The 19,096-nt window shown below is 51.5% G+C and carries 13 protein-coding genes; 6 read left to right on the top strand and 7 right to left on the bottom strand.

Annotation, left to right across the window (positions count from 1 at the left end; translation table 11 throughout):
* The first annotated feature begins 62 nt into the window (after positions 1 to 62).
* From DYH27_RS04985 to DYH27_RS05010, 6 genes are all read left to right on the top strand, one after another.
* Positions 63 to 3,392, top strand: a complete 3,330-nt coding sequence (locus tag DYH27_RS04985; protein WP_025067409.1) for a glycosyltransferase family 117 protein — start codon at positions 63 to 65, stop codon at positions 3,390 to 3,392.
* A 165-nt stretch (positions 3,393 to 3,557) separates the two neighbouring features.
* A complete protein-coding gene (locus tag DYH27_RS04990) occupies positions 3,558 to 4,193 on the top strand; it encodes a polysaccharide deacetylase family protein (RefSeq protein WP_029216393.1) in 636 nt (211 codons plus the stop codon).
* Between the two features lie 103 nt (positions 4,194 to 4,296).
* Positions 4,297 to 5,265 (top strand): tRNA epoxyqueuosine(34) reductase QueG, encoded by a 969-nt coding sequence (gene queG, locus DYH27_RS04995; RefSeq protein WP_051132043.1) that lies wholly within the window; start codon positions 4,297 to 4,299, stop codon positions 5,263 to 5,265.
* Positions 5,266 to 5,483: 218 nt separating this feature from the next.
* On the top strand, positions 5,484 to 5,807 hold the full coding sequence (locus tag DYH27_RS05000; RefSeq protein WP_025067407.1) for a cupin domain-containing protein: 324 nt from the start codon (positions 5,484 to 5,486) through the stop codon (positions 5,805 to 5,807).
* A 442-nt stretch (positions 5,808 to 6,249) separates the two neighbouring features.
* Entirely contained in the window at positions 6,250 to 6,852 is a 603-nt protein-coding gene (locus tag DYH27_RS05005; protein ID WP_025067406.1) for a biopolymer transporter, read from the top strand.
* A gap of 8 nt (positions 6,853 to 6,860) precedes the next feature.
* Positions 6,861 to 7,433: a GNAT family N-acetyltransferase gene (locus DYH27_RS05010; RefSeq protein WP_013671190.1), complete on the top strand. Its 573-nt coding sequence runs from the start codon at positions 6,861 to 6,863 to the stop codon at positions 7,431 to 7,433.
* A 161-nt stretch (positions 7,434 to 7,594) separates the two neighbouring features.
* Here DYH27_RS05010 and DYH27_RS05015 read toward each other — a convergent pair whose 3' ends face one another.
* The 7 genes from DYH27_RS05015 to nhaD all read right to left on the bottom strand — a co-directional run bounded on the left by DYH27_RS05015 (position 7,595) and on the right by nhaD (position 18,899).
* Entirely contained in the window at positions 7,595 to 8,725 is a 1,131-nt protein-coding gene (locus DYH27_RS05015) for a UDP-N-acetyl glucosamine 2-epimerase (RefSeq protein ID WP_025067405.1), read from the bottom strand.
* Positions 8,726 to 8,728: 3 nt separating this feature from the next.
* Positions 8,729 to 9,679, bottom strand: coding sequence for an SPFH domain-containing protein (locus DYH27_RS05020; RefSeq protein ID WP_004353381.1), 951 nt, complete (start codon positions 9,677 to 9,679; stop codon positions 8,729 to 8,731).
* 100 nt (positions 9,680 to 9,779) lie between these two features.
* Positions 9,780 to 10,229, bottom strand: coding sequence for an NfeD family protein (locus tag DYH27_RS05025; protein ID WP_004353339.1), 450 nt, complete (start codon positions 10,227 to 10,229; stop codon positions 9,780 to 9,782).
* Positions 10,230 to 11,210: 981 nt separating this feature from the next.
* Positions 11,211 to 12,113 (bottom strand): M48 family metallopeptidase, encoded by a 903-nt coding sequence (locus DYH27_RS05035; RefSeq protein ID WP_025067403.1) that lies wholly within the window; start codon positions 12,111 to 12,113, stop codon positions 11,211 to 11,213.
* Positions 12,114 to 12,244: 131 nt separating this feature from the next.
* Positions 12,245 to 13,558: an MFS transporter gene (locus DYH27_RS05040; RefSeq protein WP_029216394.1), complete on the bottom strand. Its 1,314-nt coding sequence runs from the start codon at positions 13,556 to 13,558 to the stop codon at positions 12,245 to 12,247.
* Between the two features lie 41 nt (positions 13,559 to 13,599).
* On the bottom strand, positions 13,600 to 17,349 hold the full coding sequence (locus tag DYH27_RS05045) for a DUF4922 domain-containing protein (RefSeq protein ID WP_025067402.1): 3,750 nt from the start codon (positions 17,347 to 17,349) through the stop codon (positions 13,600 to 13,602).
* Positions 17,350 to 17,513: 164 nt separating this feature from the next.
* Complete coding sequence (gene nhaD, locus DYH27_RS05050) at positions 17,514 to 18,899, bottom strand: sodium:proton antiporter NhaD (RefSeq protein ID WP_025067401.1); 1,386 nt, start codon at positions 18,897 to 18,899, stop codon at positions 17,514 to 17,516.
* Between the last annotated feature and the right edge of the window lie 197 nt (positions 18,900 to 19,096).

A 19,096-nucleotide genomic window follows, 5' to 3' on the forward strand; every position in this document is an offset into this window, starting at 1 on the left:
CGAAATAAAACGTCTCTGCTCGTCCGATACCGGGTGGCAGACTGTAAACTCTGATCGAATAAATGAAACAATTCAGATTGGTGGACAACATCATCGGATGGCTGGCATTCCTGATTGCAGCCTTCGTCTATTGTTCCACGATTGAGCCGACAGCCAGCTTCTGGGACTGTCCCGAATTCATTACAACAGGCTACAAACTGGAAATCGGGCATCCTCCCGGGGCACCGTTCTTCATGCTTACGGCCAACCTCTTTTCGCATTTTGCAAACGACCCGACACAGGTGGCACGCATGGTCAACACCATGAGTGCATTGCTTTCGGCAACGTGTATCATGTTCCTTTTCTGGACGATTACCCATCTGTCACGCCGACTGATTGTCCGTGACGGTGACACACCGTCGCTTGCAAAGACCATCGCCATCGAGGGGGCCGGGCTCGTCGGTGCACTGATTTATACTTTCAGTGACACATTCTGGTTCTCTGCCGTCGAGGGAGAGGTATATGCCTATTCGTCTGCCTTTACGGCCGTCGTATTCTGGCTTATCCTGAAGTGGGAAGACAATGCAGACAAGCCGCATTCCGACCGCTGGCTGGTACTGATTACCTATATGACCGGTCTGTCCATCGGCGTACACCTGCTCAATCTCCTTTGTATTCCTGCCATCGTACTGGTTTATTACTATAAGAAAGTGCCGGAAGCCAACCTGAAAGGGTCGCTCTTTGCACTCGCACTGTCAGTAGTGATCGTGGCAGCCGTTCTTTACGGAGTCGTCCCAGGTATCATCACGGTGGGCGGATGGTTCGAGCTGTTCTTTACGAACACACTGGGTATGCCGTTCAACACGGGTACCATCGTATATATCATCCTGCTCGTCGCCGCTTTCGTCTGGGGTATCTATGAGACTTACCAGAACAACAGCAACCGCCGGCAGAACCTTGCTTTCCTTGCCGCACTGGCATTGATCGGCATTCCGTTCTACGGATATGGCTGGACGGCTTTCTTCACGGGTGTCGTCGTGCTGGCCGTCGTCTATGTACTGCTCCAGTGGAAACGTCCTGTCAACAGCAACGGCAGGAAAAAATCCATTGCACTTGTCTCTTCACGCGCAAAGAACACGGCACTGCTCTGTATGCTGATGCTGATTATCGGGTATTCTTCGTATGCGCTGATTGTCATCCGTTCGACGGCCAACCCGCCGATGGACCAGAACTCACCCGAAGACATCTTTACTCTGGGCAGCTACCTGAGCCGCGACCAGTATGGCGACCGGCCGCTGCTATACGGACAGGCCTACTCCAGTCAACCGGCCGTGGCCGAGGATGGCATGCACTACAAATTCGACGAGGGAGCACCTGTCTATGAACGAAAGGAGAAGGCTTCGAAAGATGAAAAGGACTCCTACTTCCTCGTCCGTCATAAGGCGACACAGGTGTTTGAGCAGAATATGTTCTTCCCACGGATGTATGATTCAGGCCATGCAGCACAGTACGAACAGTGGATGGGCGGAATCACCGGACACGACGTGGACGGAGTGAAGATGCCGACACAGTTGGAAAACATCAGGTTCTTCCTCTCTTACCAGTGTAACTTCATGTACTGGCGTTACTTCATGTGGAACTTTGCCGGACGACAGAATGACCTGCAGGGTAACGGCGAGCCGGAACATGGCAACTGGATTACCGGCATATCATTCATCGACAACGCACTCTATGGCGACCAGAGCAAAATGCCGGACGAGCTGAAAGCCAACAAGGGACACAACGTGTTCTACTGTCTGCCCTTGCTGCTCGGTCTGATCGGACTGTTCTGGCAGGCATGGCGCGGGAAACGCGGTATCCAGCAGTTCTGGGTCGTCTTCTTCCTGTTCTTTATGACGGGTCTGGCCATTGTCATTTACTTGAATCAAACACCCAGTCAGCCACGTGAGCGTGATTATGCTTATGCAGGTTCATTCTACGCATACGCCATCTGGTGCGGACTGGGAGTACTGGCTCTCTACGACTGGGCACGCAAGCTGAAGGCCGCACCGGTGCTCTCGGCATCCGTCATCTCGCTCGTGTGTCTGCTTGTACCTGTCCAGATGGCATCCCAGACATGGGACGACCACGACCGTTCCGGACGTTACACCTGCCGTGACTTCGGGCAGAACTATCTCAATTCATTGCAGCAGAAGGGCAACCCTATCATTTTCACCAATGGTGACAACGACACCTTCCCGCTCTGGTACAATCAGGAAGTAGAGGGAGTGCGTACGGATGCACGTGTCTGCAATCTCTCCTACCTGCAGACAGACTGGTACATCGATCAGATGCGCCGTCCGGCTTACAACTCTCCGAGTGTGCCCATCTCATGGCCACGTCTTGATTATGTAAGCGGAACAAATGAGGCCGTACAGGTTGCACCGGAATTCAAACAGCAGATTCTCGACTTCTACAAGCAGAATCCGGCAGCGGCAAAAGCACAGTTCGGGGACGATCCGTTCGAGCTGAAGAACGTCCTCAAGTATTGGGTCCGTTCCAAGGATCCTCAGAATCATGTCATTCCTACTGATACGCTCTACATGACGATCGACAAGGAGGCTGTCCGCCGCAGTGGCATGATGCGTCCTGGAGACTCGATTCCCGACCGCATGGTCATCTCTCTGGCAGGCAGGCAGGCCCTCTATAAGGGCGACCTGATGATGCTCGAGATGATTGCCAACTGCAACTGGACCCGTCCGCTCTATGTTGCCATCACCGTCGGTTCGGAAAACTTCATGAACCTCGGCGACAACTTCATCCAGGAGGGGCTCGCAAACCGTATCACGCCTTTCTATACACAGAACGGACAGAATGAGAACGGTGTCAATCTGCGTAACTTTGATACGGAGAAGACCTACGACGTGATGATGCATCGATTCAAATGGGGGGGACTCTGCAAACCGGGGCTCTACATCGACGAGACTGTGGCACGTATGTGCTGGACGCACCGGCGCGAAATGGCCGACCTCGCCCTCCATCTCATTGCCAAAGGCGAAAGGGGGAAGGCACTGAAAGTTCTGCAGAAAGTCGAGAAAGAGATTCCTTATTACAACGTACCGGTCAGCTACATGAGCGGATCCGGCGATATGGCGCGTGCATACGCACTGCTGGGACAAAAGGCCAAGGCGCACCAGATTTATGATGCGTTGTGGAAGATTTCCTTGCAGTACGCCAACTACTACATGAGCCTGTCTCCACGCTACTTCGATATGTCACAGAGTTCATGTAAGATGCACTTCCAGATTATGATGAACCTTGTCAACGAAAACGACCGCTTTGACCGCACATGGGCTAACAGTCATGCAGCCCAGTTGACGAATCTCTTCAAACGGTTCCAGAGTTTGGGCGGTTCACTGCAACAGGAATCATAAAATTCTAAACTTGCAATGGAAACAGTAAAAGCCGGAGTCTGGCCGTCCTCAACAGACCGCCATACTCCGGCTTATTGCTGATATCCAGCACTGCCCGGCATCACTCGACAACCGACATTCACCTGTCCATCATCATCCAACATTCATCATCCGCCACCCACCATCATGATCATCGAACGACCCGCCCGCTGGCTTCGTCTCTTCTATCCACACGCCCTTTGGCGCATGGACAAGTATGACCATTCTGTCTACCTCACATTCGACGACGGACCGATACCCGAAGCCACCCCATTTATTCTCGACGTTCTCGACAGATTCGGAGTCAAGGCCATGTTCTTCATGGTTGCCGACAATGTAAGGAAATATCCGGAACTGTATCAGGAGGTGCTCCGGCGCGGTCATAAAGTGGGCAATCACACCTACCATCACCTGGGCTCTTTCAGACACTGGGCACTGACCTATGCCGTAGACGTCACCAAGGCGGATGCGCTGATTCAGAGCCCTTACTTCCGACCGCCACACGGTTGGCTGCGCCATACCGTCTACTGGTGGGTGAAACAGAACTATCGTGTAGTGATGTGGGATCTCGTCACACGCGATTACTCCAAATGGCTGACAGCCGAAGATGTCGTGTACAATGTGAAGCATTATGCCCGCAACGGTTCCATCATCACCTTCCACGATTCCCTCAAGAGCATCGATAAGCTCCGTACCGCCCTGCCTGAATCCTTGCAATGGCTCACAGACCAGGGCTACAAGTTCAAGGTGTTTCCGGATGACCCGGCAGATACCCACTTCTGACCATCAGCCGATACCACCCGTCCCACCATTTGCCATCGCCCATCACCGTCAAACCACCTCCTCCCTCCGGGGAGGGTCGGAGGAGGCCATTCCATCATCGTCTATGTCTTCATCCGCCCTCAACAGGCAAACAGCTACAGGACTAAGTGCTTCTTCCATCAAGTCCTTTGCCCGCTCACTCGGTTTCTTCTCATGCGGAATAGCCAAGGCTGGACCAGTCGACGAGTCCACTGCACAGCAATATCGCAGATGGCTGGATAACGGCGAGGAAGCATCTATGGCTTACATGGCGAACTACCAGGAAAAACGGCTCGACCCACGTCTTCTTGTCCCTGGCGTGCGTAGCATCATTTCTCTTGCACTCAACTATGCGCCATCCCGGCTGCTCCCGGAAGGAGAATACCAGTTTGCAGCCTATGCACTCGGTCAGGACTACCACAACCTGATGAAAGAAAAGATGAGGAAGCTGGCAGAAGAAATAAAAAACCGACAGCCTCTCCCTTTGGAAGAAGATCTTTCGATACGCTGCTTCTGCGATACGGCCCCCGTCCTTGAACGCTACTGGGCACAGAAGGCTGGATTGGGCTGGGTGGGGCGCAACCACCAGCTTATCATTCCTCATGCAGGTTCGATGTTCTTCCTTGGCGAGATATTCCTTCCCTTCGACGTTGATGCCTATGACGAACCGATGCCCAACCGTTGCGGAAACTGTCATCGCTGCATAGATGCTTGTCCGACACATGCGATTGTTCCTGGAGAGGACTTCCATGCCAGACGCTGTCTATCCTATCAGCTCATTGAGAACCGTGGAGAACTCTCCGAAGAAGCCAAAGCTGCTATGGGAGACACCATCTATGGCTGCGACCGATGCCAGACAGCCTGCCCCTGGAACCGATTTGCAACTCCCAATACTGAGCCGGATCTGCAACCCAAGCCTGAACTGCTCAGTATGAACAAGGATAAATGGCATCATCTTACGGTCGAAGACTACAGGCGGCTGTTCAAGGGATCCGCTGTCAAACGCGTAAAGTTTGAAGGACTGATACGCAACATCACAGCTAAGGAATCATGAAATCACAGCTGTCTGACAAGCATTTACCACACATCTGAAAGCCCTTTGCAAACTTCAATAGCCAACATCCATGATAGGATATGCAGGCTGAAGGCTTTCTACGCAGCCCATCCAAGTAGAGAAAGGTAACATTTGTTTCCGCTTTCCGGCATGGCATCGAATTTGCATCATCTCCGACAGCAAGATAAACATCATAAGTTACAAAGGAGATAAAGAATATGGCTAAATTGGAAAAAGGAATGGTATTCAATGCAAAGAATGTAATTGACTATGCTGAAGGAGGAGTTGTAAGCAAAGAACTCGTACACAGCAATGCCGGAAGCGTCACTCTCTTCAGTTTTGATGCAGGACAAGGTCTGTCAGAACACACAGCGCCGTTCGACGCACTCATCCAAGTCATTGATGGAAGCATGGAGTTGACGGTTGAGGATGTCAAGCACGTAATCAACACAGGAGAGAGTTTTGTCATTCCAAGCGGAGCACGGCATTCCGTAAATGCTGCTGACCGATTCAAGATGATAATCACGATGATAAGAGGATAAAGCGAAACAAAACAATAATCCTCACTTGGGTAAGTTTCACTATCAGATACATACTATACGTTCCGGTGCGACATACCCTGCCCCAGGGCTTTCCAAGTCTCTTTCCCGACTTCATGCCATCTTCCGACGGGAGTGCAGCCTGCTGCACGTCCAAGGTAATTTGACTGGAAGGCAGAGGTAAGAGATTTTTCTCGTATGCTCTGTTCCATATATATGACATTTAAATGCCATGGGGAGAATCAGTCCGAACCTACCAAATAACAGATGTCTCAGTTCACGGAACAGGGTCGCAACCGACCAATTAACCGTTAAATCTTTCTAACAAAAGATACGAACAAGCAGAAATATACTTATCTTTGGCAACGATTCAAAAAATACAATGCGAGGAACATCATCCAAAGAATATAATTCAAGAACATCAAATCACTTAAACTGGGAAATTATGAAGAAAGTATTTATCATGGCGATTGCCGTAACAGTAATGACACTGACAGGTTGCAAGGACAGCAAGACAACTGCACCCAAGGCCGATGCAGACTCAACTATGACAGATTCTGCGATGACGGATTCTGCCGCAACAGGCAACCGGAAAACAGAAGCTACGCCTACGGCAGACCAGCTTATCGGCCAGCTCAATGCGAAAGTAAAGGCAAACGACGGCAAAGGACTGGCAACACAGCTTGCTACAGTCATGAAGCAAATGGAGGAAATGAGCCGGAAAGACCCGAAGAAAGCACAGGAGTACATCACCAAAGTACAGCAATGGGTACTGGACAACGGGAAGACCATCCAGTCCATACTGAAGGCATCTGGCAATGAACCAGAAATGCAGGCCATCACCGGGGCTGTCAATGCTGCGACCAAGAACGACCAGAAAGCAATCAATGACGAAATGGACAAAGCGAAAGAGAAGATGAAAGAAGCTGCCAAGTCAGCAACACCTGAACAGAAAGAGGCCGCTAAGAAGGCCGTTCAGGACGCAGCCGGAAAAATGCAAGGGAAAGCCGGAGAAGCAGCCAGGAAGGCAGTGAAAGACCTTTTCTGACGTCTATCATGATCAGAATAGAAAATGCAAGAAGAGAACAGGCAGGAACAATCGCACGGCTAATCATGGAAGCCATGGATCCTGCCTGTTGCCAATGGTTTGCCGGACCAGACCATACCTTGGAAGACTTCCATCAGCTGATGGAACGACTGATAATGCGGAAAGACTCACAGTACTCCTACCGCAACACGCTGGTAGCTGTAACCGACAGCGGGGAAGTGGCAGCCGCCTGTGTCAGTTACGACGGAGCTTTGCTCCGCAAGTTGAGGCAGCCCTTCATCGAAGAAGCCCTGACAACCTTCGGCCGGGACTATTCGAGCATGAAAGACGAGACCGCAGCCGGTGAGCTATATATAGATTCTCTCTGCGTGGAAAAGGCTTTCCGCAGGCAAGGGATAGCAGGCCTCCTGCTCAATGCCACCATAGAAAAAGGAAGAACAATGAACCTCCCGACAGGACTGCTTGTAGACACAGGCAATCCTAAGGCCGAACGGCTTTATCATCACATCGGGTTTTCCTACGTGGATGACAACGAATGGGGAGGACACAAAATGAAACACCTGCAGAAACCACTCGGATAACCTCCTGCTCTGGAATCAGACCAGTATAACGGAGATTGAATCCCCTTCACCAAGACAGCCGGAAACAGGCTGCAACCGCACAATCTGGATTGTACGGCTGCAGCCTGTTTCCGTTTCAACACATCCCGACCGACGGCACCGTCCCCATGAAAGGGATGTCATCAATGATGTTCCAGGAGAATCTGGACAATGCGCTCTGCCGAACGACCATCCCAACGCTCGGGAATTCCACACTTCTTCCACCGTCCGGAGACCACGTCTTCGAGGGCACGACGGAGCAGGTCGGCATTTTCGCCGACAAGGACATTGCTTCCCACCTTTACCGTCTCAATATGTTCCGTATAACTGTTCAACGTAATACAGGGCACGCTGTTGAAGGTAGCTTCCTCGGCTACGTTCCCAGAATCGGTTATGATACCTCTTGCGTGGGCCGTAAGACAGGAAAAATCAAGATAGCCAAGCGGGTTGACAATATGAAGATTGTGCAGATTGATATTCTTCTTCAGAGCAAGAGCCAGGACGACCTGTACGGCAGAATCGCGCAGAGGAGCGATGACGGGCAGCCCGGCGGCCGTCTCCACCAGCACACGGAGCATCTTCTCAAGATTCTCCGGGTCGGCCAGCAAAGCCTTGCGGTTCAACGTGAAGACAAGGTAGCCTCTCTCCTTCAGCGGCAGGCCAGACAGTGCCTCAATATCCGAAAGCCGCATCTTCTCAATGCGTTCACGGTTATAGCGGATGTTATCAATGAGGATGTTCCCCACCATATATACCTTTGAAAGCTCTGCACCTTCCTTGTTGGCAATGCTGTTGTTGCTGAATCCTGCCGTAAAGAGAATGTCGGAAAGACCGTCTATGACAAGACGGTTGATTTCCTTCGGCATGGTTATATCAAAGGATCGTGTACCTGCTGCTATATGTGCCAGCGTAATGGCCTGTTTCTTGGTTACAATGGCAGCAGCCATTGTTGAAGCCAAATCGTCGACGACAATGACAATATCCGTAGGATTCGCCTGCAAATACTGCTCGAACTTGGACATCACCTGCCCTGTCAGCTCATTCAGATTCTCACATTCAACACCAAGGCAGACATCAGGCCGACGGATGGAAAGACTTGCAAACAGTCCGTCCTCCAGTGTCGGATCATCGGCACGTCCCGCATAGACAAGCGAATAAGAAACCCCTCTACGCTTTTCACTGCCAGAAAGCCTGTCGATGACCCTGATGATGGGTGCTACTTTTATAAAGTTGGGACGTGCTCCACAAAAAACACAAAGATTGATACTTTCCATCAATTAGCCTTTAAACATATCTTTGATTCCACCGATAGAACCCATGAGGTTGGTTGCCTCGAACGGAAGGTAGACCGTCTTCTGATTGCTGTTCTGTGCAAGTTCCGTGAGCATCTGGATATACTTCTGTGCAATAAGATAATTGGCCGGATTCGTACACTGCCCTACTGCATCCGTGATTTTCTGAATGGCAATGGCTTCTGCCTCTGCCTTGCGGATACGTGCCTGTGCCTGACCCTCGGCTATAAGAATCTGCTGCTGCTTGTCAGCTTCGGCACGGTTGATGGCAGCCTGCTTCTCGCCTTCCGACTGCAGGATGGCCGACTGCTTCTGCCCTTCACTGGTAAGAATCGTGGCACGCTTATTCCGTTCTGCCTGCATCTGTTTCTCCATGGCCTGCGAGACGCTTGCCGGAGGAGTTATATCCTGAAGTTCTACACGGTTCACCTTGATGCCCCATTTGTTCGTTGCATCATCGAGCACCGAACGCAGCTTGGTATTAATAGTATCGCGCGAGGTCAATGTCTGATCGAGTTCCATCTCACCGATGATGTTGCGGAGTGTCGTCTGCGTCAGTTTCTCGATGGCGTTCGGCAGGTTGTTGATTTCATAGACCGCCTTGAACGGATCGACGATCTGGAAATAGAGCAGTGCATTGATCTGCATCTGAATGTTATCCTTGGTGATGACATTCTGACGGTCGAAGTCGTACACCTGTTCGCGCAGGTCGATGGAATTGGTATAGGTATAACGCCCGGCACGCAGGGCAACGATGTCCTTTGCATGGTCGATGAAAGGAATGATGACGTTGATGCCCGGCTGGAGCGTTGCATAATATTTACCCAGGCGTTCGATGATTTTTGTCTCGCTCTGTGAGATAATGACGATTGACATCTTGGCAAATACAATTGCCAACACAACAAATGCAACCAGCACATAAGTTAAAATATCCATAAGCATTAATTTTTATACTGTCCTCTTTTCACCCCTCTGCAGGGAGAAGAACAGGACAGAAGGTTTGAAAAAATGTTTCCAATCAGCTGTCGGGCACGCATCAGCAACGCTCAACAGTAGCAATAATAGAGTCGAGCCAGAGAACCCGCACGCCCTTCCCCCTGCCAATTTCCGTACCGTCAACCGACTTTGCCTTCCACGAGTCGCCGTCGATTTTCACTCTTCCGTATCCACCAGCCTCAATCGTGTCCGTCACTTTTCCTTCACGGCCGATCAACGCATCTACGTTGCTTCTTCTTCCATCTGCACCCTGGTGGAGATACTTCAGTGCTACCGGGCGAATCAGAAAAATACTCAACACCGTAAAGACAACGAACACAATGACCTGTACAACGACACTATCCGCGAATACAGAGACGAGCGAAGCACAGAAACTTCCTATGGCAAAACACATGATGTAGAAGTCTCCGTTCATCATTTCCAGTATCAGACAGACGAGGCCGACCAGCACCCATGCCAGCCATAGATTTTGTACCAGATAATCAATCATAGTTTCAAGGGTTTGATTTCGTCCGTAAAGATAGTAATAAAACCTGATTCTGTCAAATCTTCACAGGAAAAAGAGTTAAATAGTGAGGATTTTCCCGTTTCCACTCTCTCAGACTATCATTATAAACACGGGAAAGCACTTTCTACTGTCATTGCAAAGCAGCTCAAATCCGAATGAAAGCAGTCTATACTGACCAGGAGTACATTTCCGCATCAGCCGGGACAACCGGAAAATCCGCTCTGTACGGAAAGGAAAGATGTTTACATTCTTCCGCCATGACAACGATGTTTTTCTCTATTGCGACGGAATTGAACAAGAGGGAAGTGTCAGACAGAATCGAAACATACCACTGTCTGCATCCCGACTAACGCCTGTCTGGGATTCAATCAGTGCTTACCTGCACGCCAATTAACGCCTGTTTGCAACGCAACTAAGCACCTTTTCTTATACAGGGGACTATTCTGCTGATTACAAGCTGTTTACAGGTCTTCCTAAACACTCATTTCCCTCCCCGTCATCCATCTCTTTCGGCTTTCCCGACGATAACAGATTCCCGGTAAAACAATCAATACAGAGAAAGTGAATCCACAGATTGGAATCGGAAAACATTTTACAAAATTCCATTTTGTCCTTGAACACCGATGAACTGCTGCCCCTGAACTCTCTTCACTGCACAACGACGGTAGCATAAAAAGCAAATACCGACAAAAGTAACCTCTGCTGCTGTAAGCCTCTCAGGCGAGCAGCTTTCCCTTTCTTTCTGAGAGAGCATAGCAGGCTATGAGGCTGAAAGAGAAAGCAGAATATTGCCGCACGCATAAAAGCAACATCCTGGGTAAATTCAATGTAACAAGGGAATCTGAGAAATGTGGATAATGTGGGACGCTTATCCTATAAACAGATTACGGCTATCCGTCTCCCACCGATGGCGGAAACAGATAGCCGTAAAATAATAATTCTGAAAAAGGAAGAACAGCCAGATCAACGCCGCTTACCCGATCGCCTGGAAGACGCAGAACCACCGATATGAATAGTTCCGGCTGCCCGTGTCGTGCCTGATGTCACCACACGACTACCAACACTTCCATGATAATACTTCTCCGCTTCCGGCAGCCACCGCTTGATATTCTCTATACGACGGGCATCTGAAGGGTGATCGCTCAGCACTTCTGTACGGTTGCTGCCGGTACTCGAAGCCATGCGCTGCCAAAAGGTAACGGCATTCGCCGGATCGTAGCCTGCCATGGCAGCAAAAATCAGTCCCATGTAATCCGCCTCACTCTCATTGTCACGGCTGTACTTCAGATTGCGGAAAGAGAAGTAGCCGCCGGCCACCTGTGAGGCGATGTCGCCCACCCCACTGCCGACCGTGGAGTTCAGCACCGTTCCCAGGATGTTTGTCCCCATCTGCTGGTTCATCTGCTTGGTCAGCTGTTCCGCACTGTGCTTGGCCACGGCGTGTGCGATTTCATGCCCCAGCACAATGGCCAGACTGGCTTCGTTCTGCGTATAGGGAAGCAGACCCTCGTAGACGACAATCTTTCCGCCGGGCATACAGAAGGCATTGGCCTGTTTGTCCTGGACAAGATTGAACTCCCATTTGAAATTGTTTATCTCACTGGCATAGCCATTGTTGCGCAGGTAGGTCTCTACGGCATGGGCGAGATTGCGCCCTACACGCTGTACCATAGCCGTGTTCTTCGCATCCGTAGAACGCTTGGCTGATGCCATGAACTTGGCATATTCCTGGTTGCTGAGACTGAGAAGCTGGGCATCAGAAATACTGATGCGGTGTGTACGACCTGTCAACGGTACCTTCGAGGCCGTGCCGCAGGCTGTCATCAAGGCAACGACAGCTGACATGAATAAATACTTGATCTTCATCTGATTTACCGTTTTTTATAACTTTCTACCTGCGAAAGTACGACATTTTTTGTAAGAGACAAACAAAACGACTGCTTTTTTAAAAAGGTTAACCCTGAAACGGCGCATCCTCACGGCTGCACCATAGAACATCAGGCCGACTTTCCGCTTTTCCCGATCTCATCCGTGACAGGAACGAAACCGCTCACGACAAAACTGGTGATACCCAGCAATGCCACAAGGAAGAAGAAACGGCGATAGCCCGCATACTCCTGGAGGAAGCCTGTAAACCATCCCGACAGAACGACGGAAAAGGCTGTAATGGCCGTTCCTAAAGAATAGGTAAAGGTGGAATGCTTACCCCTCGTACAATGAGTAAGCCATACCACGTAGACCGTCAGGCCAAGACCCGCCCCGAACTGCTCGGCCAGCATACAGAAATTAATGACCGAAAGGGTGGAGACAAAGTAATAACTGAGATAGACAAAAAGGAACTTGGGCAGCGTCAGAGCCATGACAAACGGCCAGAGCCAACGCTTCAGCCCGTCTCTGCGCACCAGTCCCGCTCCCAAGGCACAGCCCGCAATCAGCGAAAACGTGCCTACCGTACCCAGTACCAGCCCTAACTCCTGGGGAGAGAGAGCCAGTCCGCCGTTGCTCCCAGGATCTATCAAGAAGAGTGGAACAATCCGGAAGAACATCCCTTCAGGCACCAGAAAGCAGAAGAGAAAACAGAGATTTGCCACATAATGAGGACGGCGGACGAAAGCAGCCTTGACATCATGCCACCACTGGCGTGTCACCCCGCTCCAGATAGGGAGGCCGGCATAGTGACGATCTTTCGGGAGTACGACCGCATGGAAGCCCGTGAGGCAGGCCATAAGGACTGACAAGATCCAGAAAACCGTTGCCCATGAAGGGCGGACGGTCCGGTTGATTACCTCCAGATTGCCGGCCACCGTTACTGGAAGAGCCATCCCGACAATGATGGAAAAGAGATAGAAGACGGTACGGACACCGAAAAAAGCAGGACGATGACGCAGTGCGGCTTCTTTTTTATAGAGCCGTTCGATCGCCACATCATGCAATGCCGCAGCCGTGGCCATGACCATCAGGAAAAGAACCGTCCACTCGAACCAGCGGACGGAAGGGACAACCATTGCCAGTCCTGCAAAGCACAGGAGCATGACAGCCTCCGTCAGAACGATCCAGAAACGTCTGCTTCCATACCCTACAACCAGCCTGCCCAGTAGAGGACGAAGGATAAACGGCAGCAGAAACCAGGAGGCGGTCAGCGTGATGGCACCGTTAGAAAGCCCCATCCTGTTGAAGTAGACCAATGAGGTCATCAACAGTATCACATAAGGAAGCCCGCGTGTAAGATAGAGCGTCGGAAGCCAGAGCCAATGGCTGTGCCACCGGTTCTCTATGGGTATTCCGTTGATGATAGTCTGATCCTCATGCATCTGGAGTATATCTTACAGGTTCATACCGTTGTCCGACGGCTTTACTTGTATCGTTTCTCGATTACTGCCGTCTGGTAGTAGTGGTGCAGAATCTCGTCGTAAGGATAACCCTTCTCGCCCATCACGGCGGCACCGATCTGACACAGCCCTACGCCATGTCCCCATCCGGCTCCGGCGAGATGGAAATGCCGGGGAACGCCGTTCACGACATCACGGGCATCTACCACGAATGCCGAACTGTACAGATGGCTCTCGCTCAGCACGCGCCTTATCTCCAGCTCCTTGCCGATGATACGGGTAAGTTTCGTTCCAACGATCTTCAGACGGCTGATACGGCCGCTTCTGCCACGCTCTAGCGGCTGAAGGCCGATGATTTCTCCGAAGTCGAATCCGCTTTTGCGACGAATCAGTTCAGAAAGTTCTTCCTGTGTGTAGTCTACGGTCCAGCGGTAAAAATCATGTGTCTCCTGGTCGTAATTGTTCAGAACCTGATGCAGGACAGCCGTGTCCTCCGTGTTGCAGAACGCTTCAGGAGAAGAAAGAATCCATGTCCGTGCGGCTTTCTCTTCGGTCAGGTCTTCCGAAGGAGCCGTCCCCAGGGGCGCCTTGTCTGCCACTGAATGCAGGTAGGGTTTGCGGATATTGTCCCAGCAGTACTGGAACTCCTCCGTGACACCGCCGCAACACTTGCTGAAACGGGCATCACATATCTTGCTGCCGTCCATCAGCAACACTCCCCGAGTAGCCCTGATGGCCTCTTCGACGTGCGGACTTGTCGCTTTCGTAATGCCCTGGTAACGCTGACAATGGTCGTCTGCACAGACATCAAACAGCTTGTGTGCGTCGCCGTCATACCATACGATGCCTTCTTCTTCCGACACCTTTACAGGTGCAAAGGCCTTCTGGACACCCATTTCTATGGCCTTCCGCCTTCTCATCTGCACCAGCAGCCAGCTACGGGATATAACGGCATGGGCTTTCAAGAGCTCCAGCGACGACGTGGCGCGCATCTCACTCGAAATGACACTTGCCAAATACCGTTCTACCGGGAGCACATTGACTGCCCAGATTTTATCTCCGTCAATGACAAGCTGAAGGCTGCCGGCAAAAGTCTGCTCTTCTTTTCGCTCCCAATGGAAGTCTGCTCCGATCGTCACATCCTCCAAGGTGAAAGACGCATCATCGTCTGCCGGCGTAAAACTAAGCTCCTGATAGCGACCGAATCCCCAAAGCATCTTTCCTTCCATGAGCTTCACAGTCTGTTCACCGCTTACCGTCCGGTTACCAAGAATATAAGCCCCATTCAAGCGGAAGCGTATCTCCTTACCGCCCAATATGCCTACCGACACGACAGGCTCTGTCCGCCAGTCGTCAAAAGCGGCATCTACAGCCTCATTGCGGACCTGCTTCACGACTTCTGCCATTGCCTCGTCCGACAAAGACACCTCACGCAGGACAGCCCGGGCACGCTCTCCGGTCATGCGTTCAAAGTCACTCTGACGAGGCAATATCAGCAGTCCTGCCATGTCCAGGCTGCCCGGGCTAACCAGACACTGTGTCTCTTCCTCAGCCGAATAGCAGTCGGGACGGTGCTTCGCACGTGGGAACACGACCGTGACAAACGCATCTCCGCTGCGCCACGCTACAATATTCATCATCGGTTCGGTCTCGTCTTCTTTCAAAGGAAGAGCTTCATACACATAGCTGAACAGTGCGGCATCATGTGCTTCCGTACGACTTACGATGGCAAGAGCAGGACAGACGTAATCCTTTATTTCATAAATTCCTTCTGTATTGTTCAGCTTCAACAGCGGTTCCGCCATCTTGCGGAGCTGCTGCCAGTCTCGCTGCAAAGGCAGAATACCGCTTGTCCCAGCCTGGAAATGCAGGTGATCCGGCGCACTGGCACCGCATTTCGGGCCGTTGTAGAACACCATCAATTGCGGATAAGCTCTCAGAAGGCGGTGTATCTGTACGTAATTATCGGCGATGGCCTGTGGCTGATGCTTGCTGGCAGGAATGGTAAAATGAGCCGGGAGTATCGGAAACGGATTGACAAGAATGTCGAAATCGTCACAAAAAGGCAATGCGGTCTGTTCAGCCGGACGGTTCTTCCCGCAGAGGAAGCAAGGACGATTGGCCAGCGAGGCCTTGTCAATCTTCGCACCTGTGCTCACCAAGCGTGCAGGATTGAACTGTACAAGGACCGGCCCCGTCTCACGTGTCTGTACACACTTCAGCTCTTCATAACGCCGGGCAGCGTCTGGCCACTGTTCCAGCTGGTTATGGAAGAATTCGGTCAGCCCTTTCTCCCGCTCCCTGTTCTGTTTCTGACGAGCCAGAATCTCAATCGTCCGCAGCTGATCCTTATAGTGGTTGTTGACATTCACCTTATCAATACTCAGCACGGCATCACTGTTTCCGCCCCAGCGACGGCAGAGGTACAGCTCATCATAAATCCTTCCGATACGGAAACGGCGGCTGAAAGCAAGCCCCATGGCATAGTCTTCACCGTAACTGGTATTGGGAAACCGCAGCTGGCGGGCCAGCGGGGTGAAGAAGGCACGCGGTGCACCGAGACCGTTGATACGCAAAGCATTGTTGCAGCCGTTGTCCGCTGTCCACTCACTGTGGCTGATCAGGCCCGGCGGAAGCGTGTTGAGATTGAAGTCGCACATACGGTACGAGCCTACAATCATCGCCGCCTTCTGCTCATGGAAGGCATCGACAATGGCCTGCAAGGTGTTCTCTGACGAATAAAGGTCGTCACTGTCCAGCTGAACGGCAAAGCGACCGCAATGCACATCATGGATGGCATAGTTCCAGCAGCCGCCTATACCAAGGTCGGTACGGTCTGGGACGAGATGAATCAGCCGTTCATCATTCCGGAAAGATTCGAGTATCTCCGTTGTCCCATCCGTCGAATGATTGTCCACGACGATAACATTGAAGGCGAAATCAGTCTTCTGCGAGAGTGCCGACACGACCGCATCACGCACCGTCTTCTCACGGTTGAAGACCGGGATGACTACCGAAGCCTTTACAGGAAACGACTCTTCATAGAAATCAGGCTGCTCGTAATGTGCCGTGTCCACCAGTGCGCCGATAGAAGAAAGGTGCTCGGTTGCTACACGCTCCATCTCTATCTGGGCCTCACGGTTGCGCGGGTCCACATAGTCGAACTGCTTCACACCGCTGGCACGCAGGTCGTCTTCTTCCTCGGTGTACAGATATTCAGCCAGATGGAAAAGCCTTCCACACCGGCTCAGATGAAGACGCAGGTCATACCAGCCGGCAAACTCCCAGTCCTCTGCCGCTTCCCTTGTGACGTACGCTTTCAGGTACTCAGTCTTCAGAAGCACGACAGAACCGAAGTCGAAGTCATCCCGGACGCTTCCTAACTGATAGTCGGTCACCGGATGTTTCACGGTCTTTCCGTCTTCGACAGCATAACGGTCGGCGTACACCATCACAGCAGCGGTCTCCTCGGCCACCTGCAACATACGTTCAACAGCATGACTGCCCAGTGTCACCGGACCTCGTTTTAAGTAAAGCAGGGTGTATTCACCTCCTGCATACGCCGCCATCAGTCGCATTGTATCCGACGAAAGCAGTCTGCCTATCCGCAGGAGATCCGTATGAAGGGGCATGATCTCCATGACCTGATGCTTCTCCACAAGCAGATGTATCTGCTGCACAACGCCCGTCTGCCACAACTGTGCAGAATTTGACATGATGGCATCGAAACTGCCATCAGGTATAAAACAATCTATCCTTCTGTTCTTTTCCATCTTAGCGTGTGTTCTGTTTATTCCGTATGCAACATCCCCGGGGCAGGCAATGGCATCAATTCCCTGTCCAAGAGACTGTCCTGAAAAATCCCCAACCGGCCCGGACAGAAAGGCCGGCAGGCGACAGACCGGCTTGCACAGCACAGCCAGCAGGCTGATATTTCTTAAAGCGGCGTGGTGAAGATATACGTACGGATAACCCAATAGGACAGGATACCGGCAAGGTATCCAGCCAGTGCTATCCATGAGATACGTTTCATATACCAGCCGAAGGTAATCTTCTCCAGCCCCATGACGACGACACCGGCGGCCGAACCGACGATAAGCATCGACCCACCGACACCAGCACAGTAAGCCAGCAGCTGCCAGAAGATTCCGTCAACCGCCATGTCACCTGTAGCAGCAACAGGATACATACCCATGCTTCCGGCGACGAGCGGTACATTGTCGACAATGGACGAGAGTACGCCGATGATGCCCGTAACGGCATAATGGTTACCGTTGAACGCAGTATTCAGACCGCTGCCAAGTTCCTTCAGGACACCCACTTCTTCCAGGCAGGCCACAGCCATCAGAATACCTAAGAAGAAAAGAATCGTCGACATATCAATGCGGCTCAGCAGATTGCTGACACGCTTTGAGAAATGAACATTGTCACCTCTTCTCCTGTGAATACTACGGTAAAACAGTTCGGTCACGGTCCACAAAATGCCCAACACAAGGAGAATGCCAGCGAAAGGAGGGAGGTCGGTGAGGTAATGGAACAGCGGTACAAGACAGAGACCGCCCACGCCGACAGCAAAGATAGCCTTGCGCTGCATGCCGGTGAACTCCAGCATTTCCCTGTCGCCCGTCAGGTCGTTCGCCAGATCGTCGTATTCAATATTCCCCTTCAGTGCCGTCTGCAGCAGAAGTGCCGGTACCAGCATCGACACCAGAGACGGGATGAGAATCTCACTGATGACACCGCCGGCCGTGATCATGCCCGCATTCCACAGCATGATTGTCGTGACGTCTCCGATAGGAGAAAAAGCACCGCCCGAGTTAGCGGAAACGATCACCAGCGAGGCATAGACAATGCGGTCTTTCCTGTCGTGGACAAGCTTGCGCAGGATCATGATCATCACGATACTTGTCGTCAGGTTGTCAAGAATGGCTGAAAGAAAGAAAGTCATGAAGGCGATCTTCCACAGCAGACCCCGCTTCGTCTTGGAGTGCATGACGTTCTTCACCCAGTTGAAGCCGCCATTCTGATCGACGATTTCCACAATAGTCATCGCCCCCATCAGGAAAAAGAGCGTTGTGGCTGTGTCACCGAGATGCTCGGTAATCAAAGCATTCACGAAAGACACAATCTGATCTCCAGTGCCCTTGAAACCGGGATGCATCAGCTGTGCGAACGGTACCGGATCGAGCATGTAAAGAGTCCAGCAGAATACAAACATCAACAAGGCGATTGCGGCCTTGTTGACCTTCGTCAGGCTCTCCATCGCAATGAGGGCATAGCCCAGGACGAAGACGACGATAACAGCAATTGTTAGTGTTGACATCAATGATTCTTGTTTCGATTATTTCTAAGGCACAAAGGTAAGCAAAAGAAATGAGTTGGGACATAAAGAATGCAAATTAATTGAGCAAAAGACAACCGCATTCGGCAAAATGTAGTATATTTGCAGAGAAAGCAGGAAGGAAGCGGGAATCCACCATCACCGCCCATCACCCCATCACCGCCTATCATCCCCCATAT

The organism is Prevotella denticola (assembly GCF_900454835.1).
Taxonomy (GTDB): Bacteria; Bacteroidota; Bacteroidia; order Bacteroidales; family Bacteroidaceae; genus Prevotella; species Prevotella denticola.